At 64.7% G+C, this 25,503-nt stretch carries 20 protein-coding genes; 15 read left to right on the forward strand and 5 right to left on the reverse strand.

The window, feature by feature from the left end; translation table 11 throughout:
* Nucleotides 1–2: 2 nt before the first annotated feature.
* From lpxA to ACF8LI_RS07390, 8 genes are all read left to right on the forward strand, one after another.
* Nucleotides 3–800 (forward strand): acyl-ACP--UDP-N-acetylglucosamine O-acyltransferase, encoded by a 798-nt coding sequence (gene lpxA, locus ACF8LI_RS07355; protein WP_017404505.1) that lies wholly within the window; start codon nucleotides 3–5, stop codon nucleotides 798–800.
* Nucleotides 801–821: 21 nt separating this feature from the next.
* Nucleotides 822–2,012 (forward strand): lipid-A-disaccharide synthase, encoded by a 1,191-nt coding sequence (gene lpxB / locus ACF8LI_RS07360; RefSeq protein ID WP_016447478.1) that lies wholly within the window; start codon nucleotides 822–824, stop codon nucleotides 2,010–2,012.
* Nucleotides 1,975–2,682 carry a ribonuclease HII gene (rnhB, locus tag ACF8LI_RS07365; protein ID WP_016447477.1) on the forward strand — a complete coding sequence of 236 codons (708 nt, stop codon included), beginning with the start codon at nucleotides 1,975–1,977 and terminating at the stop codon, nucleotides 2,680–2,682. Before lpxB ends, rnhB begins: the two co-directional genes overlap by 38 nt.
* Nucleotides 2,683–2,746: 64 nt before the next feature.
* On the forward strand, nucleotides 2,747–3,538 hold the full coding sequence (locus tag ACF8LI_RS07370; protein WP_026062159.1) for an RNA methyltransferase: 792 nt from the start codon (nucleotides 2,747–2,749) through the stop codon (nucleotides 3,536–3,538).
* A gap of 174 nt (nucleotides 3,539–3,712) precedes the next feature.
* Complete coding sequence (gene carA, locus ACF8LI_RS07375) at nucleotides 3,713–4,885, forward strand: glutamine-hydrolyzing carbamoyl-phosphate synthase small subunit (protein ID WP_313280892.1); 1,173 nt, start codon at nucleotides 3,713–3,715, stop codon at nucleotides 4,883–4,885.
* Complete coding sequence (gene carB / locus ACF8LI_RS07380; RefSeq protein WP_016447474.1) at nucleotides 4,878–8,126, forward strand: carbamoyl-phosphate synthase large subunit; 3,249 nt, start codon at nucleotides 4,878–4,880, stop codon at nucleotides 8,124–8,126. The genes carA and carB overlap by 8 nt, the downstream gene beginning before the upstream one ends.
* Nucleotides 8,127–8,377: 251 nt before the next feature.
* Nucleotides 8,378–8,854 (forward strand): transcription elongation factor GreA, encoded by a 477-nt coding sequence (greA, locus tag ACF8LI_RS07385; protein WP_016447473.1) that lies wholly within the window; start codon nucleotides 8,378–8,380, stop codon nucleotides 8,852–8,854.
* A gap of 44 nt (nucleotides 8,855–8,898) precedes the next feature.
* Nucleotides 8,899–9,342, forward strand: a complete 444-nt coding sequence (locus ACF8LI_RS07390; protein WP_016447472.1) for a DUF4149 domain-containing protein — start codon at nucleotides 8,899–8,901, stop codon at nucleotides 9,340–9,342.
* A gap of 77 nt (nucleotides 9,343–9,419) precedes the next feature.
* Here ACF8LI_RS07390 and ACF8LI_RS07395 read toward each other — a convergent pair whose 3' ends face one another.
* Both ACF8LI_RS07395 and ACF8LI_RS07400 read right to left on the reverse strand, forming a co-directional pair.
* Nucleotides 9,420–10,214, reverse strand: a complete 795-nt coding sequence (locus ACF8LI_RS07395) for a glycosyltransferase (RefSeq protein WP_392414458.1) — start codon at nucleotides 10,212–10,214, stop codon at nucleotides 9,420–9,422.
* A gap of 13 nt (nucleotides 10,215–10,227) precedes the next feature.
* Complete coding sequence (locus ACF8LI_RS07400) at nucleotides 10,228–10,701, reverse strand: YhbY family RNA-binding protein (protein WP_012206726.1); 474 nt, start codon at nucleotides 10,699–10,701, stop codon at nucleotides 10,228–10,230.
* Nucleotides 10,702–10,732: 31 nt separating this feature from the next.
* Here ACF8LI_RS07400 and ACF8LI_RS07405 point away from each other — a divergent pair, with 31 nt between their 5' ends.
* The 4 genes from ACF8LI_RS07405 (at nucleotide 10,733) to glmM (ending at nucleotide 15,816) form a co-directional block, all read left to right on the forward strand.
* Nucleotides 10,733–11,386, forward strand: coding sequence for an RlmE family RNA methyltransferase (locus tag ACF8LI_RS07405; protein ID WP_016447470.1), 654 nt, complete (start codon nucleotides 10,733–10,735; stop codon nucleotides 11,384–11,386).
* 171 nt (nucleotides 11,387–11,557) lie between these two features.
* Nucleotides 11,558–13,480, forward strand: coding sequence for an ATP-dependent zinc metalloprotease FtsH (gene ftsH, locus ACF8LI_RS07410; RefSeq protein WP_016447469.1), 1,923 nt, complete (start codon nucleotides 11,558–11,560; stop codon nucleotides 13,478–13,480).
* Nucleotides 13,481–13,619: 139 nt separating this feature from the next.
* Complete coding sequence (gene folP / locus ACF8LI_RS07415) at nucleotides 13,620–14,456, forward strand: dihydropteroate synthase (protein ID WP_392414459.1); 837 nt, start codon at nucleotides 13,620–13,622, stop codon at nucleotides 14,454–14,456.
* 16 nt (nucleotides 14,457–14,472) lie between these two features.
* Nucleotides 14,473–15,816, forward strand: coding sequence for a phosphoglucosamine mutase (glmM, locus tag ACF8LI_RS07420; RefSeq protein ID WP_016447467.1), 1,344 nt, complete (start codon nucleotides 14,473–14,475; stop codon nucleotides 15,814–15,816).
* Between the two features lie 86 nt (nucleotides 15,817–15,902).
* On the opposite strand, the gene ACF8LI_RS07425 is transcribed toward glmM, so the two are convergent.
* A complete protein-coding gene (locus ACF8LI_RS07425) occupies nucleotides 15,903–17,756 on the reverse strand; it encodes an EAL domain-containing protein (protein WP_016447466.1) in 1,854 nt (617 codons plus the stop codon).
* 109 nt (nucleotides 17,757–17,865) lie between these two features.
* Entirely contained in the window at nucleotides 17,866–18,837 is a 972-nt protein-coding gene (locus tag ACF8LI_RS07430) for a Ppx/GppA family phosphatase (RefSeq protein ID WP_043792290.1), read from the reverse strand.
* A gap of 209 nt (nucleotides 18,838–19,046) precedes the next feature.
* On the opposite strand from ACF8LI_RS07430, the gene ppk1 reads away from it, so the two are divergent.
* Nucleotides 19,047–21,491, forward strand: coding sequence for a polyphosphate kinase 1 (gene ppk1 / locus ACF8LI_RS07435; protein WP_047473911.1), 2,445 nt, complete (start codon nucleotides 19,047–19,049; stop codon nucleotides 21,489–21,491).
* Nucleotides 21,492–21,609: 118 nt separating this feature from the next.
* Here ppk1 and ACF8LI_RS07440 read toward each other — a convergent pair whose 3' ends face one another.
* Nucleotides 21,610–23,094 (reverse strand): Ppx/GppA phosphatase family protein, encoded by a 1,485-nt coding sequence (locus ACF8LI_RS07440; protein WP_046984522.1) that lies wholly within the window; start codon nucleotides 23,092–23,094, stop codon nucleotides 21,610–21,612.
* A 247-nt stretch (nucleotides 23,095–23,341) separates the two neighbouring features.
* Between ACF8LI_RS07440 and pstS the strand changes: the two genes are divergently transcribed.
* Both pstS and pstC read left to right on the forward strand, forming a co-directional pair.
* Entirely contained in the window at nucleotides 23,342–24,382 is a 1,041-nt protein-coding gene (pstS, locus tag ACF8LI_RS07445; protein WP_016447462.1) for a phosphate ABC transporter substrate-binding protein PstS, read from the forward strand.
* Nucleotides 24,383–24,554: 172 nt separating this feature from the next.
* The gene (pstC, locus tag ACF8LI_RS07450) at nucleotides 24,555–25,493 is read left to right on the forward strand and encodes a phosphate ABC transporter permease subunit PstC (protein WP_016447461.1); all 939 of its coding nucleotides are present in this window, start codon (nucleotides 24,555–24,557) and stop codon (nucleotides 25,491–25,493) included.
* Nucleotides 25,494–25,503: the final 10 nt, after the last annotated feature.

Consider the following 25,503-nt stretch of genomic DNA (forward strand, 5'->3'; position numbering starts at 1 on the left):
GCATGGCTGGCATTGAACGCATCCATCCCACGGCACTGATAGATTCCGCTGCACAGCTGGATTCGTCGGTGTCGGTCGGCGCCTATGCCGTCATCGGACCGCATGTGGAAATCGGCGCCGGCACCACCATCGGCGCGCATTGCGTTGTCGAAGGCCATACCCGCATTGGCTGCGACAACCGGATTTTCCAGTTCGCGTCCCTGGGCGCGCAGCCCCAGGACAAGAAGTACGCAGGCGAGCCTACCCGGCTGGTTATCGGCGATCGCAATACGGTGCGGGAGTTCTGTACCTTCAACACCGGTACCGTGCAGGACCAGGGCGTCACGGCCATCGGCGACGACAACTGGATCATGGCCTATGTGCATGTGGCCCATGACTGCGTTGTCGGCAGCCACACCATCCTGGCCAACAACGCTACCCTGGCCGGCCACGTGCACGTGGGCGACCATGTCATCCTGGGCGGCCTGACGGGTGTGCACCAGTTCACCAAGGTGGGCGCCCATGCCATGGCCGGCTTTGCCAGTCATATCTCGCAGGATGTGCCGCCCTTCATGATGGTGGATGGCAATCCGCTGGCCGTGCGCGGCTTCAATATCGAAGGCTTGCGCCGTCGCGGCTTCGGGCCGCAGCGCATTCAGGCCGTCAAGCAGATGCACCGTCTGCTGTACCGCCAGGGACTGACCCTTGAAGCTGCGCGAGAAGCCATTGCTTCGCTGGAGGGTGAACTGCCCGAGGCCGCGGCCGATGTATCGCTGATGCTGGATTTCCTGGCGGCTTCGACCCGGGGCATTGCGCGCTGATCTGGCGCGCGAAAGGACGGCATGACAGAGAACGCGGCGCCATCGGCGCGCCTGAGTCCATCGATTGCCATGGTCGCCGGAGAAACCTCTGGCGACCTGCTGGCGTCCTTGCTCCTGGGGGGGCTGCAGTCCCGCTGGCCCGAGGCCTCGGCCTTTGGCATCGGCGGGCTGCAGATGCAGCAGCGCGGCTTTGAAGCCTGGTGGTCCAGCGAGCGCTTGGCCGTGCATGGATACAGCTGGGAAGTGTTTCGCCGGCTGGCCGAGATTCTGAATATCCGACGCCAGCTGCGTCAGCGACTGCTCCAGCAGCGGCCGGCCGTCTTTGTCGGCATCGACGCGCCGGACTTCAACCTGGGGCTGGAAACCGATCTGCGTGCTGCGGGCATCAAGACCGTGCATTTCGTCTGTCCTTCGATCTGGGCCTGGCGTGCCGATCGCGTCGACAAGATCCGCCGCGCGGCCGATCATGTCCTGTGCATCTTCCCCTTTGAGCCCGAGTTGCTGGCCCGCCATGGCATAGACGCGACCTACGTGGGCCATCCCCTGGCCAGCGTGATTCCGCTGCAGCCCGACCGCGCAGCTGCGCGCCGCCGGTTAGGGCTGCCCGAAGATGGTCTGGTGCTGGCCGTGCTGCCCGGCAGTCGGCGCTCTGAAATACGTTACCTGGCTGCCCGCTTCTTTCAGGCGGCAGCTTTGGTTCGGAAGGCGCTGCCAGCTATTAAAATAGTAGTGCCTGCTGTGCCTTCGCAATTCGACGAGCTGCAGCGCATTGCCGCGCAAGCCGGCATGGCTTCGTCGCTGCACATCGTGCGCGGCCAGTCCCATGACGCATTGGCAGCCTGTGACGTGACGCTGATAGCCAGCGGCACGGCCACGCTGGAAGCCGCCTTGTACAAGCGGCCCATGGTGATCGGCTACAACATGCACCCGTGGAGCTGGCGTCTGATGCGTGGCAAGCAACTGCAGCCCTGGGTGGGCCTGCCCAACATCCTGTGCGGCGATTTCGTCGTGCCCGAGCTGATCCAGGATGCGGCAACGCCCCAGGCGCTGAGCGCGGCCGTGCTGCAATGGCTGCAGGCCTGCGAGCATTCCCCTTCAACCGTCGAAGCGCTGGTACAGCGCTTCACAGCGCTGCACCATGAATTGCGGCGCGATACTGCCGAACTGGCCGCCCATGCGATCGAGAAAATCATTGCCCCCACTGCCGCCTGAACAGGCGTGCCTGCCCTGGCATCCGCCGGGGTTGGTTGCGGGCGTGGACGAAGCGGGCCGCGGCCCGTTGGCCGGCCCCGTGGTGGCCGCCGCTGTCATTCTTGACGATCTCCATCCCATCGAGGGCCTGAACGATTCCAAGAAGCTCACGGCTGCGCGCCGCGAGGCACTCTATGACGAGATCCGTGCCAAGGCGCTGTGCTGCAGCATTGCCGAGGCCTCGGTCGAAGAGATCGATCGCCTGAACATCCTGCAGGCCACGCTGCTGGCCATGCGCCGCGCGGTGCTGGGCCTGCGATTGAAGCCGGTACTGGTTCTGGTGGATGGCAACCAGTTGCCCGTGCTGGATGTGCAGGCCGAGGCCATCGTCAAGGGCGACGCCCTGGTGCAGTCCATCTCGGCGGCCTCCATTCTTGCCAAGGTCACGCGGGATCGGTGGTGCCAGCGCCTGCATGAGCAATACCCGGAATACGGCTTCGACGGCCACAAGGGCTATGGCACGGCGGCCCATCTTGCCGCGCTGCGCCTGCATGGCGCCTGCCAGGAGCACCGACGAACCTTCGCGCCCGTGGCCCATGTCGTGAGCATTGCCCGCAGGGCCGAGCCGCTGGCAGCCGCCCGCGTGGCCGCTGCGGCGCAGGGCGCGCAGGCCTTGCTGCTGTCGGCCTGAGCGCCTTCGCTTTCTGCGCCCGTGGCGCTGTTCTTCGCTGTTCTCTTTGCCCGGAAGCCTTGCCATGAGCCGACAACCTGCCGCTACATCGATCCAGTCCCGTGACAACGCCCTGGTCAAGGATTTGCGAAGGCTTGCCCAGGACAGCGGGGCCTACCGCAAACAAGGACGTGTCTGGCTGGAGGGGGACCATCTGTGCCGTGCTGCCCTGGCGCGCGGCATGCAGCCCGCCGTGGCCGTGGTGGCCGAGTCCTTCTGGCCTCAGGTGCCGCTGGAGTGGGTGCAGGGCGCAGGCAAGTGCGTGGTGCTGTCCGATGCTGTGTTTGCCGAGGTCAGCGGACTGGAGTCTCCGGCGCGCATCGGCTTTCTGATGGACTGGCAGGCGTCGGCGGCCGTGCGTGCCGGCGTGGCCACCGTGGTGCTCGACCGTGTGCAGGACGCAGGCAACGTGGGCTCCATTCTTCGCAGTGCGGCCGCTTTCGGCTTCGGCCAGATCGTGGCCTTGAAGGGCACGGCTGCGCTGTGGAGCCAGAAGGTGCTGCGCGCCGGAATGGGCGCGCATTTCGGGCTGCACCTGGTGGAGTCGGCGTCACCCGAGGACCTGAATGCGCTTGGCTTGCCCCTGATCGTGACCAGCTCCCATCAAGGTGAACTGATCCAGAGCGCCGCTCTGCCCTGGCCGTGCGCCTGGGCCATGGGCCATGAAGGGCAGGGCGTTGGCGAGGCGCTGATGCAGCAGGCGGCGCAGCATGTGCGCATCGGCCAGCCGGGTGGTGAAGAGTCTCTGAACGTGGCTGCGGCAGCGGCGATATGCCTGCACGCAAGCAGCGTGAGTGCCGGCTCACGTCAAGGGTAATCCCGCCTCCTGTCAGGAGGCTGAAGCGCGACCAGCCTATAATGGGCGGCTTTCAAGCATTCCACAATACGCCTAGCGACGCTTCCTCGCCACCCCCTGCAGACAAGCTGTAAACCGCACGGACCCGTCCGTGCGGCACGCTGGGCGTAACCGTAATTAGAACCGGAGAACCCAGTGCTTTTGTCTCTCAAGGGAGCATTCCCATCCGCCATCCTGGCGCTCGCAGACGGCACGGTCTTTGTTGGCAACTCGATCGGTGCGCAAGGCACCACGGTTGGTGAAGTCGTTTTCAACACGGCAATCACCGGCTACCAGGAAATCCTCACCGACCCCAGCTACTGCCAGCAGATCGTGACGCTCACGTATCCGCACATCGGCAACTACGGCGTCAACGCAGAGGATGTCGAGGCTGGCAAGGTCCATGCGGCGGGCCTGATCATCAAGAACCTTCCGCTGCTGGCCAGCAACTTCCGCAAGTCCGAGACCCTGCCCGACTACCTCACGCGCAGCGGCACGGTGGCGATTGCCAACATCGACACGCGCAAGCTCACACGGCTGCTGCGCGACAAGGGCGCACAAAACGGCGCCATCGTCGGTTTGGCCGCTGGCGAAGAAGTGACCCAGGCGCGCATCGACGAGGCACTGGCTGCGGCCAAGGCGGCCCCCAGCATGAAGGGCCTGGATCTGGCCCAGGTGGTGAGCGCCGCCCAGCAGTACGAATGGACGGAAACCGAGTGGAAGCTGGACGAAGGCTACGGCCAGCAGCAGGCCCCGCGTTTCCATGTGGTGGCCTATGACTTCGGCGTGAAGTTCAACATCCTGCGCATGCTGGCCGAGCGCGGCTGCAAGCTGACCGTGGTGCCGGCCAAGACGCCCGCCAAGGATGTGCTGGCACTCAACCCCGACGGCGTTTTCCTGTCCAACGGCCCTGGCGACCCGGAGCCCTGCGACTACGCCATTGCCGCGACCAAGGAACTGGTGGAGTCCGGCAAGCCCGTCTTCGGCATCTGCCTGGGTCATCAGATCATGGCCCTGGCCGCTGGCGCCAAGACCTTCAAGATGGCCAACAGCCACCACGGCGCCAACCATCCCGTCAAGGACCTAGACAACGGCCGGGTCAGCATCACCAGCCAGAACCACGGTTTTGCCGTGGAGATGGAGTCCCTGCCCGACACGCTGCGCGCCACGCACATCAGCCTGTTCGACGGCACGCTGCAAGGCCTTGAGCACAAGGACAAGCCTGCGTTCTGCTTCCAGGGCCACCCCGAGGCCTCCCCCGGCCCGCACGATATCGCCTACCTGTTTGACCGCTTCACGGCGCTGATGGAGAAACACAAAAATGCCTAAGCGCACCGACCTCAAAAGCATTCTGATCATTGGCGCCGGTCCCATCGTCATCGGCCAGGCCTGCGAGTTTGACTACTCCGGCGTGCAGGCCTGCAAGGCGTTGCGCGAAGAGGGCTACAAGGTCATCCTGATCAACAGCAACCCTGCCACGATCATGACCGACCCGGCCACGGCCGACGTCACCTACATCGAGCCCATCACCTGGCAGACGGTCGAGAAGATCATCGCCAAGGAGCGTCCCGACGCCATCCTGCCGACCATGGGCGGCCAGACCGCGCTGAACTGCGCGCTGGACCTGTGGCGCAACGGCGTGCTGCACAAGTACAAGGTCGAGCTGATCGGCGCAACTCCCGAGGCCATCGACAAGGCCGAGGACCGCCTCAAGTTCAAGGATGCGATGACGCGCATTGGCCTGGGTTCGGCACGCTCGGGCATCGCCCATTCGATGGACGAAGCCTGGGCCGTGCAAAAGGAGATGGGCTTTCCCACCGTCATCCGCCCCAGCTTCACGCTGGGCGGCACGGGCGGCGGCATTGCCTACAACCCCGAAGAGTTCGAGACCATCTGCAAGCGCGGCCTGGAAGCGTCGCCGACCAATGAGCTGCTGATCGAGGAATCGCTGCTCGGCTGGAAGGAGTACGAGATGGAAGTCGTCCGCGACAAGGCGGACAACTGCATCATCATCTGCTCCATCGAGAACCTGGACCCCATGGGCGTGCACACCGGCGACTCGATCACCGTGGCGCCCGCGCAGACGCTGACCGACAAGGAATACCAGATCATGCGCAACGCCTCGCTGGCGGTGCTGCGCGAGATCGGTGTGGACACGGGCGGCTCCAACGTGCAGTTCTCGGTGAATCCGAAGGACGGTCGCATGATCGTCATCGAGATGAACCCGCGCGTGTCGCGTTCCTCGGCGCTGGCCTCCAAGGCCACGGGCTTCCCCATCGCCAAGGTCGCTGCCAAGCTGGCCGTGGGCTATACGCTGGACGAACTCAAGAACGACATCACGGGCGGCAAGACGCCTGCGTCGTTCGAGCCCTCGATCGACTACGTGGTCACCAAGATCCCGCGTTTCGCATTCGAGAAGTTCCCGGCTGCCGACAACCGCCTGACCACGCAGATGAAGTCCGTGGGCGAGGTCATGGCCATTGGCCGTACCTTCCAGGAGTCTTTCCAGAAGGCGCTGCGCGGCTTGGAAGTCGGCGTGGACGGCATGAACGAAAAGACCCAGGACCGCGAGATCCTCGAAAAGGAACTCGGCGAACCAGGTCCGGACCGCATCTGGTATGTGGGTGACGCCTTTGCTGCCGGCTGGACGCTGGACGAAGTGCACAACATCACCAAGATCGACAAGTGGTTCCTCGTGCAGATCGAAGAGATCGTCAAGATCGAACTCGAACTGGACAAGGTCTACGAGGAAAAGGGCGATGCCGCGCTGGCTGCACTGGACGCCACCACGCTGCGCACGCTCAAGCAAAAGGGCTTCTCCGACCGCCGCCTGGCCAAGCTGCTGCACAGCACCGACAAGGCCGTGCGCGAGGCGCGCAAGGCACTGGGCGTGCGCCCCGTGTTCAAGCGCGTGGACACCTGCGCTGCCGAGTTCGCCACCGACACGGCCTACATGTACTCCACCTATGACGAGGAGTGCGAAGCCGAGCCGACGGACAAGAAAAAGATCATGGTGCTGGGCGGTGGCCCTAACCGCATCGGCCAGGGCATCGAGTTCGACTACTGCTGCGTGCATGCCGCGCTCGCCATGCGTGAGGACGGCTATGAAACCATCATGGTCAACTGCAACCCCGAAACCGTGTCCACCGACTACGACACCTCGGACCGCCTGTATTTCGAGCCGCTGACGCTGGAAGACGTGCTCGAAGTCGTGGCTGTCGAGAAGCCGGTCGGCGTCATCGTGCAGTACGGCGGCCAGACGCCCTTGAAGCTCGCCCTGGGCCTGGAAAAGGAAGGCGTGCCCATCATCGGCACCACGCCCGACATGATCGACGCGGCCGAAGACCGCGAGCGCTTCCAGAAGCTGCTGCATGAGCTGGGCCTGCGCCAGCCGCCCAATGCCACGGCCCGCACCGAGCCCGAAGCGCTGGAAAAGGCGGCCGGCCTGGGCTACCCCCTGGTCGTGCGTCCCAGCTATGTGCTGGGTGGCCGTGCCATGGAAATCGTGCATGAGCAGCGCGACCTGGAGCGCTACATGCGCGAAGCCGTCAAGGTCAGCAATGACTCGCCCGTGCTGCTGGACCACTTCCTGTCCAACGCCATCGAGTGCGATGTGGACTGCGTGCGTGACCGCGAAGGCGCCGTCTTCATCGGCGGCGTGATGGAGCACATCGAGCAGGCCGGCGTGCATTCGGGCGATTCCGCCTGCTCGCTGCCGCCTTACTACCTCAAGCCCGAGACCGTGGCCGAGATCAAGCGCCAGACGGCTGCCATGGCCAACGCGCTGAGCGTGGTCGGCCTGATGAACGTGCAGTTCGCCATCAAGGAAACGGCCGATGGCGACGTGATCTACGTGCTGGAAGTCAATCCGCGTGCCTCGCGCACCGTGCCCTTCGTCTCCAAGGCCACGGGCATCCAGCTGGCCAAGGTGGCTGCGCGCTGCATGGCCGGCGACACGCTGGCCCAGCAAGGCATCACCAAGGAAGTCACGCCGCCGTACTTCAGCGTCAAGGAAGCCGTCTTCCCGTTCGTGAAGTTCCCGGGCGTGGACACCATCCTCGGCCCCGAGATGAAGTCCACTGGCGAAGTCATGGGCGTGGGCAAGACCTTTGGCGAAGCCTTCGTCAAGAGCCAGCTGGGCGCCGGCGTGGCACTGCCCACCCAGGGCAAGGTCTTCCTGACCGTGAAGAACGCCGACAAGCCGCGCGCCGTGGCCGTGGCCAAGGAACTGGCTGCCATGGGCTTCGTGCTGTGCGCCACGCGCGGCACGGCAGCGGCCATCTCCGAGGCAGGTATCGAGGTGCAGCTCGTCAACAAGGTGACCGAGGGCCGTCCCCACATCGTGGACATGATCAAGAACGGCGAGATCGCCATGGTCATCAACACGGTGGAAGAGCGCCGCAACGCCATCGCCGACTCGCGAGCCATCCGCACCAGCGCCCTGCTGGCGCGCGTGACCACCTTCACCACCATCTTCGGTGCCGAAGCCGCCGTCGAAGGCATGAAGTCCATGGGCAACATGGATGTGCACTCCGTCCAGGAACTGCACGCCCAGCTGCAAACGGCCTGATCCTTCCGCGCTGCCGCCCCTCGTTTCTGACGAGGTGCAGCCGGCGGCACTGTCCGACAGTGCCGCCGGGTTTTCCCACCGAAGCTGGTGGTCAAACGCGGCATAATGGACCACATGACTTGATGAAACCGCCGCGCGGCAACGTGCGGCGGTTTGCTTTTGGGGCGCAGGCCCTGCCGCCATACTGCCGGCCCGCCTGTGCCAAAGAAGCCGCGCAACGCGCGGCGTTTGCTGCACATGGAGACTTTTCAATGGCCACCATTCCCATCACCAAGCGCGGAGCCGAGAAACTCAAGGACGAGCTGCACCGTCTGAAGACCGTGGAGCGTCCTTCCATCATCCAGGCCATCGCCGAGGCCCGTGCCCAGGGCGACCTGAGCGAAAACGCCGAGTACGAGGCCGCCAAGGACCGCCAAGGCTTCATCGAGGGCCGCATTGCCGAGGTAGAGAGCAAGCTGTCCGCAGCCCAGATCATTGATCCCTCCGCCGTGGATGCCGGCGGCCGCGTGGTCTTCGGTGCAACGGTTGAACTCGAAGACGAGGACAGCGGCGACACGGTCAAGTACCAGATCGTCGGCGAGGACGAGGCCGATCTCAAGCTGGGCCTGATCAACGTCTCCAGCCCCATCGCACGCGCGCTGATCGGCAAGGAAGAAGGCGATACCGCTGTCGTGCAGGCACCGGGCGGCGAGCGCCGCTATGAAGTGGTGTCGGTGCGCTACCTCTGATGCGTCGGTGCCTGTGCCTCGATCGTTGAGGAAGGCCTAAGCCCATGAGCAACCTGTACGAGCGCGTTCCCCTGCTGGCTGCTGCCCTGTGGTGGGGCAGCCTGTCGGCCATCGGCTTCATGGCCGTGCCCATGCTGTTCGCCCACTTGCCCACGCCGGCTGTCGCGGGCTTCATGGCTGCCAAGCTGTTTGCCGCGCAGACCTGGGTGTCCATCGCCTGCGCGGCCGTGCTGCTGGTCCTGTCCCGGCGCAGCAAGGAGTCGGTCCTGCAGCCCTGGGCCAAGGCCTGCCTGGGCTTTGTGATCGCAGGCATGCTGCTGGCATTTGTCGTCCAGTACGGCGTGTCGCCGCGCATCGTTGCACGCGACAACCTCAAGCTGTGGCACAGCGTGGGCACGGTGATGTATGCGCTGCAGTGGCTGTGTGCGCTCGTCGTGCTGTGGCGCATAGGCCGTTCGTCTCAAGCGAACACCCGGGCCACGGCCTGATCCCGGTCCTGCCGGTTCGGCACCATGCCAAACAAAAACGCCCGCAAGCGCGGGCGTTTTTTTGTGGGTCGAGCTGCTCACTCGTGCCAGTGCTCGGCCACCCAGGTGGCAGGCCGGATATAGCGAAAGCGCCGATTGCGCCGGCCGGCCAACGCGTCAGGCGGGTTGCATTCGCCGTGGAAGATCACCACGCGCGCACCATCCGGCACGAAGGGCGGCTTCCAGTAGTTCGTCGGCCATGCGGGAATGCAGTGGTACTTGAAGCTGGGGCACCAGGCCTGCGGCCAGTACTTGAGCTTGCCCTGCTTGTGCAGCATGTCGGACAGATAGGCCTGCTCATTGCGAAAGTTGCGGCGTATCTCTTCGAAATGCGTGCGGAAGTAGTCCAGCACCTCGGGGTGGGCACCGAGCTCGAAGCGGTACACCGAGGAATTGCCCGTGATGCGCCACGGACGCTTGTAGTCGTGGATGATCAGGAATTCGCCGGGCTCGGTGAAAAAAACGTCCAGCGGCCCGGTGATGACCACGTCCACGTCAAGAAACAGCGCCGTGCCGCGCAGGCCGTGCAGGTCGGCACTGAAGGTGGCCAGCTTGTTCCAACCACGCTCCGGAATGCCCGCGGGCAGGTTCAGCGGAGGAATCGGCAGGCATTCGACCTCGTCGCGAATCCCCACGCCGTCATCGGTCAGGCAGACAAGGCGAAAATCGCCCTTCAGATGCCGACGCACCATGGCGTAGAGCCTGTTGACATACTCCGGACCGTACTTCTTGCCCCACTTCATGCAGATCACGAAGCGCTGCTGCGCAGAGGGGGAGGCGGAGGGCGGTTGCGCGGCCTGGGCCACGCTGGCGGCATGGGATGCTACGGTCATGGATGCGGCGGACTCAGTCTGCCTGACGCTTCTTGACCGACTTCTGCTTGGGCTTGGCGCGCTTGACCTGGCCACCTGCCGTCAGGCGCTGGTTGCCCAGCACGCGGATCTGCTTGACCTCGGGCTTCTGGCCCGAGCGCTTGCTGAACTTGAGCAGCTTGACATCGCGAGGGCCGGGCATGCGGTTCTCGTCGATGGCTTTTTCCTTTTCCGGCATGGGGCGCCAGAGCACCAGCAGCTTGCCGATGTGCTGAATGGGTGCAGCGCCAAGCTCGTCGCACAGCTGCAGATACATCTGCTCGCGTGCGGCGCGGTCGTCGTTGAAGACACGGACCTTGATCAGGCCATGTGCGTTAAGGCCGGCGTTGACCTCCTTTTGCACGGCAGCCGTCAGGCCGTCACCCCCGATGAGGACCACGGGGTCCAGGTGGTGTGCGTTGGCGCGGTGTTCCCGGCGCTCGGCGGGAGTCAATTGAATTTGGGGCATGGCCGTATTATCGAGGCTGAAAGAATCCAGCATGAAAGTCAACACAAAAAGCAAGAAGGTCAACAAGGCTTGGCTCAACAGCCACGTCAACGATCCTTACGTCAAGGCCGCCCAGAAGGACGGCTACCGCGCGCGCGCGGCCTACAAACTCAAGGAGATCGACGAGCAGCTCAAGCTCATCCGGCCGGGTGCCACGGTGGTGGACCTGGGCTGCGCACCCGGGGCTTGGAGCCAGTATGTGCGCCGTTGCCTGTCGCCCAACGGGGCGGCCGTCGGCGCTCTCAACGGCCGCATCATCTCGCTGGATCTGCTGCCCATGGAGCCCATTGAGGGCGTGCAGTACATCCAGGGCGATTTCCGCGAGGAGCCGGTTCTGGCCCAGCTCCAGGAGGCCCTGGGCGGGGGCAAGGCCGACGTGGTGGTCTCCGACATGGCTCCCAACCTGTCGGGCAACGGCACGACGGATGCGGCGCGCATTGCGCTGCTGGTCGAACTGGCGGTTGATTTTTCCATCCACCATATGAAACCTGAAGGCGCCTTGGTCGTGAAGCTCTTCCACGGCGGGGCCTACGATGACCTGGTTGCGCTGTTCCGGCAGACCTTCAAGGTGGTCAAGCCGATCAAGCCCAAGTCCTCGCGTGACAAGTCTTCGGAGACGTTTTTGGTGGGCATGGGGCTCAAGTAGGCCTGTGCAGCCGCCCGGCGCTGCCCTGACCCGGGTCAAGACCGTATTCAAGCTATGGCTGCTATAGAGGGATATAGGCGACCAGCCAGCTTGAAACACCTAAAATGGACCGCAAATACGCTTCGAGCACGCTGGAAGTCGTTTTATCTGTATCCCCCATTGGAGCCCCGCTTGAACAATCAGTGGTTTTCAAAAATTGCCGTCTGGCTGGTCATCGCCATGGTGCTGTTTACGGTGTTCAAGCAATTTGACACCCGTGGCGGCGCTGGCGCGTCCCATGTCGGTTACTCCGAGTTCCTGGAAGAGGTGCGAAGCAATCGCATCAAGAGCGCCACCATCCAGGAAAGCCCCGGCGGCACCGAGATCGTGGCCACGACCAACGATGACCGCAAGGTGCGCACCACCGCCACCTACCTGGATCGCGGGCTCGTGGGTGACCTGATCAACAACAACGTCAAGTTCGACGTCAAGCCCCGCGAAGAAGGCTCGGTCCTCATGACCCTGCTCGTCAGCTGGGGGCCCATGCTGCTGTTGATCGGCGTGTGGGTGTACTTCATGCGCCAGATGCAGGGCGGCGGCAAGGGCGGTGCTTTCAGCTTCGGCAAGAGCAAGGCGCGCATGCTGGACGAGAACAACAACACCGTTACCTTTGCCGACGTCGCAGGCTGCGACGAAGCCAAGGAAGAGGTCAAGGAAGTCGTGGACTTCCTGAAGGACCCCAACAAGTTCCAGAAGCTCGGCGGCCGCATTCCGCGTGGCCTGCTGCTGGTCGGGCCTCCGGGTACCGGCAAGACCTTGTTGGCCAAGTCCATTGCGGGCGAGGCCAAGGTCCCGTTCTTCAGCATCTCGGGTTCCGACTTCGTGGAAATGTTCGTGGGCGTGGGCGCTGCCCGTGTGCGCGACATGTTCGAGAACGCCAAGAAGAACGCACCCTGCATCATCTTCATCGATGAAATCGACGCCGTGGGCCGCCAGCGCGGCGCAGGCCTGGGCGGTGGCAACGATGAGCGTGAACAGACCCTGAACCAGATGCTGGTCGAGATGGACGGCTTCGAGACCAACCTCGGCGTGATCGTCGTGGCTGCGACCAACCGTCCCGACATCCTGGATGCGGCGCTGCTGCGCCCCGGCCGTTTCGACCGCCAGGTGTATGTGACGCTGCCCGATATCCGCGGCCGCGAGCAGATCCTCAATGTGCACATGCGCAAGATCCCTGTCGGCCAGGACGTGAATCCGGGCGTGATCGCCCGCGGCACGCCCGGCATGTCGGGAGCCGATCTGGCCAACCTCTGCAACGAAGCAGCCCTGATGGCCGCGCGCCGCAATGCGCGCACCGTCGAGATGCAGGACTTCGAGAAGGCCAAGGACAAGATCATCATGGGTCCCGAGCGCAAGAGCATGGTCATGCCCGAGGAAGAGCGCCGCAACACGGCCTACCACGAGGCAGGCCACGCACTGATCGGCAAGCTGCTGCCCAAGTGCGATCCCGTGCACAAGGTCACCATCATCCCGCGCGGCCGTGCGCTGGGCGTGACCATGAGCCTGCCCGAGAAGGACCGCTACTCCTACGACAAGGAGTTCATGCTCAACCAGATCGCCATGCTGTTCGGTGGACGCATTGCCGAAGAAGTGTTCATGAACCAGATGACCACGGGCGCGAGCAACGACTTCGAGCGGGCCACGCAGATCGCACGCGACATGGTCACCCGCTACGGCATGACCGACGCGCTGGGTCCCATGGTCTATGCGGAGCAGGAAGGCGAGCCTTTCCTGGGCCGCTCGATGAGCAAGACCAACAGCATGAGCGAGCAGACGATGCAGAAGGTGGACCAGGAGGTTCGCCGCATCATCGACGAGCAGTACGGACTGGCGCGCAAGCTGATCGAGGACAACTCCGACAAGATGCATGCCATGGCCAAGGCCATGCTCGACTGGGAAACCATCGACGCCGAGCAACTCGATGACATCATGGCCGGCCGTGAGCCGCGTCCTCCCAAGGACTGGGTGCCGCGCAACCCGCCGTCGTCCGACGGTGGCAACTCGTCCGGCGGCACGCCGGCAGTGGATGCCGACCCTGCGCCCACCACGGCCTGATCTGCTTGCCGCAGAATCTGCCAATCCCATGCAAAGGGCCCCGAGGGGCCCTTTTGCTTTGCTTGCAGGATGTGCTCAATCGCCCGCAACGGCCGAGCGATGGACCCGGTCCGGCAGGCGCCTACCTTCAGGAAATCCCATGCCGCATCAATGGCAGACATCGCGCTTTGTTCTAGACCTTCAGCGTCCACTGGTCATGGGCATCGTCAATGTGACGCCCGACTCGTTTTCCGACGGCGGGCGGCACAACACGGTGGAGCAGGCCTTGCGGCATGCAGAGCAACTGATCGGTGAAGGCGCGCACATCCTCGACATCGGTGGCGAGTCCACCAGGCCCGGATCACCAGCCGTGCCGCTGGACGAGGAATTGCGGCGCGTGCTGCCCGTGGTGCAGGGCGCGGTGCAACTGGGCGTGCCTGTCTCCGTCGATACCTACAAGCCCGAGGTCATGCAGGCCGTGCTGGATCTGGGGGCCGACATCGTCAATGACATCTGGGCGCTGCGCCAGCCGGGTGCGCAGCAGGTGGTGGCTGCGCACCCGAGCTGCGGCATCTGTCTCATGCACATGCATGGCACGCCGCAGGACATGCAGACCATGCCCATGCAAGGCGATGCCGTGCCCGCCGTGCGCGATTTCCTGCAGTTGCACAGCGATGCCCTGCTGGCCCGGGGCGTGGCGCGCGAGCGCATTGTCTGGGACTACGGCATCGGCTTCGGCAAAAGCGTGGCACAGAATTTTTCGCTGCTTGCACGCCAGCATGAATTGCTGGGCCTAGACTTCCCGCTGCTGGCCGGCTGGTCGCGCAAGGGCTCGCTCGGGCAGGTCAGTGGCCGTCCACAGGGCCAGCGCATGGTGCCCAGCGTGGCGGCGGCACTGCTGGCGGTGGAGCGTGGCGCGCGCGTGGTGCGCGTGCACGACGTGGCCGATACGGTGGCGGCATTGACGGTCTGGCAGACCATGCACGACAACGACTGAACAACAAAGGAGCACTATGGCACGCACATATTTTGGTACCGATGGAATTCGCGGCCTGGTGGGCCGTTCGCCCATCACCCCCGACTTCGCGCTGCGTCTGGCGCATGCCGTGGGCCGTGTGCTGCGGCGCAAGGAAGCCCGTCCCATGGTGCTGATCGGCAAGGACACGCGGATCTCGGGCTACATGCTGGAGAGCGCGCTGGAGTCCGGGTTCAACTCTGCCGGCGTGGACGTGATGCTGCTGGGCCCCCTGCCCACGCCGGGCGTGGCCTATCTGACGCGCGCCCAGCGCGCCAGCCTGGGCGTGGTCATCAGCGCCAGCCACAACCCTTATTACGACAACGGCATCAAGTTCTTCAGCGCACAGGGCACCAAGCTGCCCGATGCCTGGGAGGAAGAGGTCGAGCAGGCCTTGACCGAAGATCCCGTATGGGTCGACTCTGCCGCTCTGGGAAAGGCCCGGCGCCTTGAAGACGCGGCAGGGCGCTACATCGAGTTCTGCAAGAGCACCTTCGACCATGCGCTCACGCTCAAGGGTGTGAAGATCGTGGTCGATGCGGCCCATGGCGCGGCCTACCAGATCGCCCCCAAGGTCTTCCATGAACTGGGGGCCGATGTGGTGGCCATTGGCTGTGCGCCCGATGGATTGAACATCAACGAAGGCGTGGGTGCCACCCATCCCGAGGCCCTGGTGCTGGCCGTGCGAGCGAACAAGGCCGACTTCGGCGTGGCGCTGGATGGTGATGCCGACCGGCTGCTGCTGGTCGATGCGGCAGGCCGGCTCTACAACGGCGACGAACTGCTGTACCTGATGGCGGCCGACCGGCTGGCGCGTGGCGAGGCCGTGCCGGGCGCCGTGGGCACACTGATGACCAATATGGCCGTGGAGGTGGCGCTGAAGTCCCAGGGTGTGGGCTTTGTGCGCGCCAAGGTCGGCGACCGCTATGTGCTGGAGGAGCTGCACCGCCAGGGCTGGACATTGGGGGGCGAGGGCTCTGGCCATCTGCTGGCGCTGGACAAGCACACCACGGGCGATGGCCTGGTCAGCGCGCTGCAGGTGCTGCAGGCCTGCGTGCGTTCGGGCAAGAGCCTGTCGCAGTGGCTGTCTTCGGTCCAGCTGTTTCCCCAAGTATTGCTCAACGTGCGGCTGCAGCCGGGCCAGGACTGGAAGCGCAACACCCAGCTGGAGGAAGCCACCGAGGCCGTCAAGGCCGAATTGGGCGATACGGGGCGCGTGCTTATCCGCGCCAGCGGCACCGAGCCTTTGCTGCGCGTGATGGTGGAGGCACGCGATGGCGACCAGGCCAGCCGCTGCGCCGAGCGCCTGGCCAGCGTGGCGAAGAATTCACCCATGCCCTGAGCGGCGGGCGGCACGTTCTCTGCCATGGAAAGCCGAAGCTGCAGTCTTCGGCTTTTTCGTCTGCAGACCGTGGCGCGGTGAGCCGTTCAGCCCTGGCTGCGCAGAAAGGCCTCCAGCGCCTGGGGCGGCAGCGGGCGGCTGAAATGGTAGCCCTGGGCTTCATCGCAGCCTTGCTCGCGCAGGAACTCCAGCTGCGCCTCCGTTTCCACGCCTTCGGCCGTGGTCTGCATGCCCAGGGCCTGGGCCATGCGGATGATGGCGCTGACTATGGCGCGGTCATTGCTGTCGTGGTCCAGGTCCTGGATGAAGGACTGGTCGATCTTGAGTTTGTAGATCTGAAAGCGCTTGAGCTGGCTCAGGGATGAATAGCCGGTGCCGAAGTCATCCATGGCCAGGCGCACGCCATGCTCGCGCAGCCGGTCCATGGTGGCCGTGGCCTGGCGCGGATCATGGATGGCCACGCCCTCGGTCAGCTCCAGCTCCAGAGAATCGGCCGGCAGGTCGCTGTCGAGCAGGATGCGGTTGATGATTTCGGGCAGTTGCTGCTGGTGGAACTGGATGGCCGACAGGTTCACGGCCACCTTCAGGTCCCGCAGCCCCGCATTGCGCCAGGCCTGCAGTTGCTGCATGGCGCTGCGCAGCACCCATTCGCCGATCTGCAGGATCTGGCCGCTATCCTCGGCGACGGGGATGAACTCCGCGGGCGAAACCGAGCCCAGCTCGGGGTGCTCCCATCGCAGCAGTGCCTCCACGCTGCGCACGCGTCCGGTGCTCAGGGTGATCTGCGGCTGGTAATGCAGATACAGCTGATTGCGTTCCAGCGCCCGCCGCAAGGCGTTCTCCAGCTGCAGGGCGCGCAGGGACTGGGCCTGCATCTGCGGAGTGAAGAAGCGGTAGGTGTTGCGGCCGGCCTGCTTGGCGTGGTACATGGCCGCATCGGCGGCCTGTGTCAGCGAGTCGATGTCGTGGCCGTCGCGCGGGTACAGCGCGATGCCCATGGACGGCGCAATGGTCAGTTCGTGGCGGTCGATCTGGTAGGCCTGGCGCGACGCCTCCTGCAGCTTGCCTGCCACGCGGGCCGCACCCTGGGCATTGGCGCCGGGCAGCAGCAGCACAAATTCGTCGCCGCCGATGCGGGCCACCGTATCGCGGTCGCGCACGACGGCACGCAGGCGGCGGGCAATCTCCACCAGCAGGGCATCGCCCACGCGATGGCCCAGCGAATCATTGACATGCTTGAAATGGTCCAGGTCCAGGAACATCACGGCCAGCGGCGTGTCGTTGACCTTGGCCAGCTCGATGGCGCGGGCGCTGCGCTCGGCCAGCAGCGTGCGGTTGGGCAGGCCGGTGAGCGCGTCGTAGTGCGCCATCCAGTAGATGCGTTCCTGGTCCAGCTTGCGGTCGGCGATCTCGCGGTGCAGGTTCTCCACCGTGGCGCTGAGTTCGCGTGTGCGGTCGCGCACCTGCTGCTCCAGCAGTTCGTGGGCCTGGCTCAGGGCCTGCTGGGCGCGCAGACGGTCGTCGATGTCGCTGACGATCCAGATGGAGCCTTCGCGTGCATCGCCCGGATTGATGAGCCGGCCCGTCAGTTCACCCCAGAACAGGCTGCCATCCTTGCGGCGCAGGCGGCGCTGCGTGCGAAAGGACAGGCCCGCGCTCAGCGTGCGATAGGCCTCGCGCCCCAGGCTGCGCAGCTCGTCGCGGCTGGGGTGCAGGTGCTCGCTGTTGATGCCGACCAGCGCATGCTCGCCCGCGTAGCCGAAGATGTCGGCATAGCACTGGTTGCATCGGACGATGACGCGCTGGCGGATGAAGACGATGCCCACGCCGGCATTGTCGAGCAGTGCCTGCTGCTCGCGCAGGCTGCGCTGCAGCGACGCCGCCATCATCGAAGACGGACGTTCGAGTACAGGGTCGTACGCAATCGTCGGCGCGGACATGGCGAAGCGTTAGGGCGGTGGTAAAGGGATGAGGGGGAACTTACAAAGTGTAGCACTTGCGCGCAAAACAGCATTTTGTCGTTCCCTGGCGAGGGCAGGGCCTTGGTTTTCAGGTGCCGGTGGACTGTCGTTGCCGGCCCTTGGACTGCGCATCGAGCTTGTGGGCCAATTCATAGAGCACGCCATGGCGCAGGGCTCCGTGCGTGACGCGCATGCGCTCGATGCCCAGGCTGGAGAAGATGCCCCGCATCACGCTCATGCCGCCGCCGATCATGGGGCGCAACTCTTCCTTGAGTCCGTCCATGTTCACACGGTCGACATGGCCTGCGCGCAGCAACTGCGCATGCAGCCAGTCCAGCCCCTGCCGCGTGATCCAGCCGGCCGTGCCCCCGGGCGCATGGGCCAGGACCTTGACAATGGCACCGGCCGTGCCCGAGGAGCCATAGGCATGGCTCCATTGCCCGGCAGCGAAAAGTCCTGCTTCGGGCGCAATGATGTCGGCCACGGCTGCTTCGGCCTGGGACAGGGCCTGGGCCGACAGCTCGCCATCGGGGAAGTGGCGCAAGGCCCAGGTCACGCTGCCGAAGGCGAAGGAGCGTGCCTGCAGTACTTGCCGCTGCTGACCCAGGCACAGCTCGGTCGAGCGGCCGCCGATGTCCACCACCAGCCTCCGCTGGGCGCCGGGCGGCAGCAACTGGGCGACGCCGCGATAGATCAGGCGTGCTTCCTCCTCGCCGTCAATGACCTCGATGGGGCAGCCCAGGATGCGCTGGCCTTCGTCCAGGAAGATCTGGCGATTCGATGCCTCTCTCAGCGTCTGCGTGGCCACTGCACGTACGCGGTGGCGGGGCAAATCACCCAGCACCTGCGCATAGCGCTCCAGGCAGGCCCAGCCGCGCTGCATGGCCTCCAGGCTCAAGGCGCCCTGGGCGTCGAGGGCGCTGCCCAGGCGTATGGCTTCCTTGCGATGGCTGAGCAGCTGTACCTTTGCGCCGTCGCTGCGGGCCATGGCCAGCAGGCAGCTGTTGGAGCCAATGTCGATGGCGGCCAGGCGGCTTTCGGGGGGATTGGAAGAGGGCATGCGCGAAAGGCGGACGACGGCACGGCTGCGGCAGGTTTGCAGCAGCCAACGGCATCCAGGGGAAGGCAGCTAGCTTAGCACCCCGGCGATCTCGCGTCGCTCTCGTGCCGGTGTGACTGGGTCATGACTTTTGCGTGACGGTTTCTGCGCCGTTGCTTGCGCCTGGCTTGGCTTGTATGACAGATGTCATGAACAGAGGAATGCATGTCATGAACATGTCACAAATCCGGGGCAGACTGCCCGAATCCCCGGCTAGCGGGGTGACTACCGGGTCCTGCCCAGGCCGGGCCCCTGCATCCATGCCCCAGACATTCACGCCGATTCCCGGTGGCGCCTCTGCCGCACCTGCCGAACCAGAACATGAACAGGGAGCGCGTGCCGTGCCCGCAGGGCCGGCTTCGCTGGGCATGGCCCGCCAGACAGCTCCCATACCCGTCTCTGCACCCCTGAATGTCCCGATGATGCCTCTGGCGAAAAGCCTCTCCACCGCCTTGTCGGAGCTGCAGGGCCAGGCCATTGCGGCTTCTGCCTCTGCTTCTTCTGCAAGGCTTCCCGCCCCCGAATACACTGGACTGCACGCCACAGCCGAAAGCGGTGAAGTGCAAGAGCAGCAGCAACAGTTTCTTGACCGTGACCATTGCATCCTGGCCTTCAATGAGCGCGTGCTGGACTGGGCCGTGCGTGAAGATGTGCCGCTGCTGGAGCGTTTGCGCTATCTGTGCATCGTCTCCTCGAATCTCGACGAATGGTTCGAGGTGCGTTGCGCCCCGCATGTGACGGCCGCCAAGGCCGGCGACGCCAAGGGCCTGTACACCCTGCAGAGCTTCCGCTCGCTGATGGACAAGGCGCATGAGCTGGTATTGCGCCAATACACGCTGTACAACCAGTCACTGATTCCCGCCTTTGCGGGGCAGGGCATACGCGTGGTATCCCATGGCGAGCGCAGCAGCGCCCAGCGCAAATGGGTGCGCGAGTACTTCCTGCGCGAAGTCCAGCCGCTGCTCATGCCCGTGGGCCTGGACCCATCCCATCCATTCCCCCAGGTGGCCAACAAGGCGCTGAACTTCATCGTGCGCCTCAAAGGTGTCGATGCCTTTGGCCGTGCCAACGAGGTGGCCATCGTCAAGGTGCCGCGTGTCTTGCCGCGCCTAGTGCGCCTGCCCGAGAAGATCGCGGGCAAGCAGCGCCTGTTCGTGAGCATCTCCAGCATCGTGCGTGCTCATCTCGTCGAGTTGTTCCCGGGGCGTGAGGTGGCGGAGTTTGCGCAATTCCGTGTCACGCGCCATTCGGACCTGGCAGTGGATGAGGAAGACGTCAGCGACCTGCGCACGGCCCTGCGCCAGGGTCTGCACCATCGCCACTACGGCCAGGCGGTGAGGCTGGAGGTGTCCTTTGCCTGCTCGCCCATGCTGTCCGACCTGCTGCTGGGCCAGTTCGGCCTGCCGACCGAGGCACTGTTCCGCGTCAAGGGGCCCGTGAACCTGGTGCGCCAGTCGCAGCTGGTGGATCTGGTCGATGACCCCGCGCTGCTGTTTCCGCCTTGGCGTCCGGCATGGCCGCGCCAGCTGCAGCCGGGCCGCTCGGTGATGGCCCAGATCCGCAAGCGTGATGTGCTGATCCACCAGCCCTTCGAGAGCTTCGACGGCGTGCTGGAGCTGCTGCGCGAAGCCGTCAATGACCCTGAGGTGCTGGCCATCAAGCAGACCATCTACCGCACGGGGTCGGACTCCGAGATCATGCAGCTGCTGGCCGAGGCGGTTCGCCGCGGCAAGGAAGTGCTGGCCGTGCTGGAACTCAAGGCCCGCTTTGACGAAGAGGCCAACATCAACTCCGCCGAGAAGCTGGAGGCCTTGGGCGCCCAGGTGGTCTACGGCGTGCTGGGCCTGAAGACGCACGCCAAGATGCTGCTGATTACCCGGCGCGAAAAGCGCAGCGGTCAGCTCAAGCGCTATGGGCACCTGTCCACCGGCAATTACAACGTGCGCACGGCGCGCCTGTACACGGACATCAGCCAACTGACCTGCGATGCACAGATCACGGCCGATATGGATGCCGTATTCAGCCACCTGTCCAGCCACAACCGCTTGCCCAAGCTGCACCAGCTTGTGATTGCACCGTTCCAGCTGCACGATCGCATGCTGGCGCTGATTGCCCAGGTGGGCGAGGCCGCACAGCGCGGCGAAGAGGCGCGGATTGTGCTGAAGATGAATGCGCTGACTGACGAACTGCTCATGCAGGCCCTGGTGCGTGCCGGTCAGCAGGGCGCACGCATCGATCTCATCGTGCGCAGCGCCTGCATGCTGCCGCCGCAGCGCAAGGGCTGGACGGACAACATCCGCGTGCGCTCCATCATCGGCCGCTTCCTGGAGCATTCGCGCGTCTTCTACTTCGCCTGGGGCAATCAGCAGGAACTGCTGCTGTCCAGTGCGGACTGGATGAACCGCAACATGATGCGCCGGGTGGAGCTGGCCTGGCCTGTGCGCGATCCGGCGTTGCGCCAGCAGGTGATAGACGAATGTCTTGTCGCCAGCCTGCATGACAACCGCGACGCCTGGACGCTGGAAGCCAATGGCGCCTACCAGCGCGCACCCTATCCGACCACGGGCCTGGGGGCGCAGAACGCCTTGATGGAGCGTTACGGCCCTCGGGCCTGAGCCGCATATCCTGTCAGGGCGCCGCGCGCCTGCCCTGTGCAATCGAAAAAGCCCCGCCAACGCATTGCGCTGGCAGGGCTTTTTGCTTGTCGCTGCGGCAGCCGGAGACGTTCGGCGTTCAGTGCAGATGCAACTGCAGCGTCCAGGGCGTCTTCTGCCAAGCCACGGCTTCGGTGCGCAGCAACTGGGCGGACTGGGGGTAGCTCCTGGTCCAGCCTTCCGGCACGGTCAGGTGAAAGACGCTGTCCGAGCGGTGCAGGCGCATGCCCTGCAGATCGGGATCGCGCCGGGCGTGGCACAGCTGCACGGCCAGGCGCAGCGCCAGCAATGGCCAGGCCACAGCCCGGTCCTCGATGGCAGCCTCGAGCTTGCGCAGCTTGCCCTGGTGGCCAAGCACCAGCTGGGTGATGCGTTCGCGCAGCTCCACGGGCCAGGTGGCGGCACTGCAGTGTTCGGTGATGTAGGCGCCGTGGCGGTGGTAGGCGCTCAGAGAGATGCGCATGCCGATCTCATGCAGGCTGGCAGCCGTGTCCAGTGCGTGCGTGGCCAGTGCATCGGGCGGCTGCTGCGCCTGCAGCGACTGCCAGGCCCAGCGTGCCACCTTGCGAACACGCAGAGCGTGGGATGCGTCAATGCCGAAGTCCTGTTGCAGCGCCGCGATCTCGGCGGCTTCGCGGTCGGCAGGCGGCTCGTGTTCCAGCAGATCGTGCAGCACGCCCTGGCGCAGCGCGCCCTGTGCAACCTCCAGTTCGTCGATGCCCAGCAGGCCCAGGGCGGCCATCAGAATGCTCAGGCCGCCGGCGATGACGGCTCGCCGGTCTTCCTTGAGTCCGGCCAGGCGGATGCGGTCCACGTGGCCGGCGTCCATCAACTGCTCATGCAGCCAGCGCAGGCTGTCGGGCGTGATCAGCCGCCCGGAGTAGCCGTTGGCCGCCAGGATGTCTCCCACGGCGTTGGCCGTGCCTGACGATGCATAGGCGCAGTCCCAGGCGGTGGCTGGATAGGCCGATACGGTCTGGGTGAGAGCTGCCTGCGCCGCCTTGATGGCGGCCGAGAAGTGCGCGCGCGACAGCGTGCCCTCGCCAAAGAACTGCGTGCTCCAGGCCACGCTGCCTATGGGGTAGGAGGCCACCTGGCGCGCTTCGCCATGCTGGCCGATGATGACTTCGGTGGAGCGCCCGCCAATGTCCACCACCAGACGCCGTTGAGACGATGGCGGCAGCAGGCTGGAGACGCCGCGATAGATCAGCCGGGCCTCTTCCTCGCCCGAGATGACTTCGATGGGAAAGCCCAGCAGGGTGCTGCCTCGCGCGATGAAGACATCGCGGTTGCGGGCCTCGCGCAGGGTCTGTGTGGCCACGGCGCGGACCTGGTCGGTCGCAAAGCCGGCCAGCCGTTCGCCAAAGCGTGCCAGGCAGTCCCAGCCGCGCTGCATGGCTTCGTCAGTCAGTTCATGGCGCTCGTTGAGTCCATTGCCCTGGCGCACGGTTTCCTTGAGGTATTCCACGCGCTCTATGCGCTGGTGGCTGCCGACGCGGCCTATTTCGAGGCGAAAGCTGTTGGACCCGAGGTCAACGGCAGCGAGCAGGGATTCTGGTGCCATGAAAGAAACGCCAATCAAGATTCGTCGAGCACGATTGCACAGCGATGTCCGAGGGGGCAGGGCTGCACCTGTCTGGTGCCTGCTCGTGCGACACACAAGACTAAGACGGAATTGTGACATCGCGATGACCGGGTTCTTACATGGGAAGTCCTGCTGTTTGTGACGCCTTTTTTCCATGTCACATCAATGTCACAAAGCCTTCTTACAGTCCAGCCATCGCATCTTTCAACCCCTAAGAGGTCTGTACATGAAGTTGTCTGTGATTCACATTCTGGTGGCTGGTGCTCTGTCTGCGGGCGGCGTGGGCCAGGCCCTGGCTCAGCAGGAAGCCACCGGCGCAGGCGCCAGCTTCCCGGCTCCGCTGTACTCCAAGTGGGCTGCGGATTACAACAAGGCCACCGGCGTGAAGATCAACTACCAGTCCGTGGGCTCCAGCGCCGGCATCAAGCAGATCGAAGCCAAGACCGTGGACTTCGGCGCCTCCGACGAGCCGCTCAAGGATGAAGAACTGGCCAAGAAGGGTCTGGTGCAATTTCCCACCGTGATCGGCGGCATCGTGCCCGTGGTCAACATCAAGGGCATCCAGCCCGGCCAGCTCAAGCTGACCGGCCAGGTGCTGGGCGACATCTATCTGGGCAAGATCAGCAAGTGGAATGACGAGGCCATCAAGGCCCTGAACCCGGGCGTGAACCTGCCTGATGCCACCATCGCTCCCGTGCGCCGCGCTGACGGCTCGGGCACCACCTTCGGCTTCACCAACTACCTGTCCAAGGTCAATGCCGAGTGGAAGGAAAAGGTTGGCGAAGGCAAGGCCGTGAACTGGCCCACGGGCGCAGGCGGCAAGGGCAACGAAGGCGTGGCCGCCTTCGTGGGTCGCCTGCCCAACTCCATCGGCTACGTCGAGTACGCCTACGTCAAGCAAAACAAGCTGACCTACACCCAGCTGCAGACCGCAGGCGGCACCTTCGTGTCCCCTGATGACGCCACCTTCAAGGCCGCTGCTGCCGGTGCCGACTGGGCCAAGAGCTTCTACCAGATCCTGACCAACCAGCCTGGCAAGGAGGCATGGCCCATCACCTCGGCCACCTTCATCATCATGCACAAGGCCCAGGACAAGCCTGCACAGGCCGCTGCCTCGCTGAAGTTCTTCGAGTGGGCCTACAAGTCCGGCGACAAGACCGCCACCGACCTGGACTACGTGCCCATGCCTGACGCCGTCAAGAACGTGATCTTCCAATCCTGGGGCCAGATCAAGGACACCTCCGGCACTGCCATTTCCCTGAAGTAAACCCTGAAAAGGGGACCATGGCGCACCGCCGGCAGGTGCATCATGGCTCCCCTGATCCCTTCACAAACCGCGAATAAAGGCGCCTCACGTGTCCACAACGTCGCCCTCGAACTCGCTGGCCGCCTCTGCACAGGCTTCCCAGCGACGCACACCTTCTCCGCTACGCCCCCCGATGCTGTCGGGGCGCGTGGCGGATCGCTTGTTTGGCGCTCTCGCGCGTCTGGCCGCGCTGCTGACGCTGGGCCTGCTGCTGGCCATCCTGGCCTCGCTGCTGGTCGGTGCCTGGCCCGCCATCTATGAATACGGCCTGAGTTTCCTCGGCCGCAGTGTCTGGGACCCCGTTCGCAACGAATTCGGCGGCCTGGTCATGATCTACGGCACGCTGGCCACCTCGGCCATCGCTTTGCTGATTGCGGTGCCCGTGAGCTTCGGCATCGCGCTGTTCCTCACCGAGCTGTCGCCGGCCTGGCTCAAGCGCCCGCTGGGCACGGCCGTGGAGCTGCTGGCCGCCGTGCCTTCCATCGTCTACGGCATGTGGGGCCTGATGGTGTTCGGCCCCGTGCTGTCCACCTATGTGCAGCAGCCACTGCAAAAGCTGTTCCAGGGCGTTCCCTATCTGGAGGCCTTCGTGTCCGGCCCGCCGGTGGGCATCGGCATCCTGTCGGCCGGCATCATCCTGGCCATCATGATCATTCCCTTCATCGCCTCCGTGATGCGCGATGTGTTCGAGGTCACTCCGGCCCTGCTCAAGGAGTCCGCCTATGGCCTGGGTTCCACGACCTGGGAAGTGGTCTGGAAGGTGGTTCTGCCCTACACCAAGACCGGCGTGCTCGGCGGCGTGATGCTGGGCCTGGGCCGTGCATTGGGCGAGACCATGGCCGTGACCTTCGTGATCGGCAACATGAACCAGCTCAACTCGCTGTCGGTCTTCGAGGCTGCCAACAGCATCACCTCGGCCCTGGCCAACGAGTTCGCCGAAGCGGGCGAGGGCTTGCACCAGGCTTCGCTGATCTATCTGGGTCTGGTGCTGTTCTTCATCACCTTCGTGGTGCTGGCTTGCTCCAAGGTCCTGCTCAACCGCCTGCAAAAGAATGAAGGAGCACGCTCGTGAGCAGCACCTC

This window comes from Delftia sp. WSY_12, assembly GCF_043104645.1.
GTDB lineage: Bacteria > Pseudomonadota > Gammaproteobacteria > Burkholderiales > Burkholderiaceae_C > Comamonas > Comamonas tsuruhatensis.

What these genes read in the sequence shown, in the direction of transcription:
- lpxA (WP_017404505.1), top strand. Translation starts at nt 3, where the DNA reads ATGGCTGGCATTGAACGCATCCATCCCACGGCACTGATAGATTCCGCT.
- lpxB (WP_016447478.1), top strand. Translation starts at nt 822, where the DNA reads ATGACAGAGAACGCGGCGCCATCGGCGCGCCTGAGTCCATCGATTGCC.
- rnhB (WP_016447477.1), top strand. Translation starts at nt 1,975, where the DNA reads ATGCGATCGAGAAAATCATTGCCCCCACTGCCGCCTGAACAGGCGTGC.
- ACF8LI_RS07370 (WP_026062159.1), top strand. Translation starts at nt 2,747, where the DNA reads ATGAGCCGACAACCTGCCGCTACATCGATCCAGTCCCGTGACAACGCC.
- carB (WP_016447474.1), top strand. Translation starts at nt 4,878, where the DNA reads ATGCCTAAGCGCACCGACCTCAAAAGCATTCTGATCATTGGCGCCGGT.
- greA (WP_016447473.1), top strand. Translation starts at nt 8,378, where the DNA reads ATGGCCACCATTCCCATCACCAAGCGCGGAGCCGAGAAACTCAAGGAC.
- ACF8LI_RS07390 (WP_016447472.1), top strand. Translation starts at nt 8,899, where the DNA reads ATGAGCAACCTGTACGAGCGCGTTCCCCTGCTGGCTGCTGCCCTGTGG.
- ACF8LI_RS07395 (WP_392414458.1), bottom strand. Translation starts at nt 10,214, where the DNA reads ATGACCGTAGCATCCCATGCCGCCAGCGTGGCCCAGGCCGCGCAACCG.
- ACF8LI_RS07400 (WP_012206726.1), bottom strand. Translation starts at nt 10,701, where the DNA reads ATGCCCCAAATTCAATTGACTCCCGCCGAGCGCCGGGAACACCGCGCC.
- ACF8LI_RS07405 (WP_016447470.1), top strand. Translation starts at nt 10,733, where the DNA reads ATGAAAGTCAACACAAAAAGCAAGAAGGTCAACAAGGCTTGGCTCAAC.
- folP (WP_392414459.1), top strand. Translation starts at nt 13,620, where the DNA reads ATGCCGCATCAATGGCAGACATCGCGCTTTGTTCTAGACCTTCAGCGT.
- glmM (WP_016447467.1), top strand. Translation starts at nt 14,473, where the DNA reads ATGGCACGCACATATTTTGGTACCGATGGAATTCGCGGCCTGGTGGGC.
- ACF8LI_RS07425 (WP_016447466.1), bottom strand. Translation starts at nt 17,756, where the DNA reads ATGTCCGCGCCGACGATTGCGTACGACCCTGTACTCGAACGTCCGTCT.
- ACF8LI_RS07430 (WP_043792290.1), bottom strand. Translation starts at nt 18,837, where the DNA reads ATGCCCTCTTCCAATCCCCCCGAAAGCCGCCTGGCCGCCATCGACATT.
- ppk1 (WP_047473911.1), top strand. Translation starts at nt 19,047, where the DNA reads ATGAACATGTCACAAATCCGGGGCAGACTGCCCGAATCCCCGGCTAGC.
- ACF8LI_RS07440 (WP_046984522.1), bottom strand. Translation starts at nt 23,094, where the DNA reads ATGGCACCAGAATCCCTGCTCGCTGCCGTTGACCTCGGGTCCAACAGC.
- pstS (WP_016447462.1), top strand. Translation starts at nt 23,342, where the DNA reads ATGAAGTTGTCTGTGATTCACATTCTGGTGGCTGGTGCTCTGTCTGCG.
- pstC (WP_016447461.1), top strand. Translation starts at nt 24,555, where the DNA reads ATGCTGTCGGGGCGCGTGGCGGATCGCTTGTTTGGCGCTCTCGCGCGT.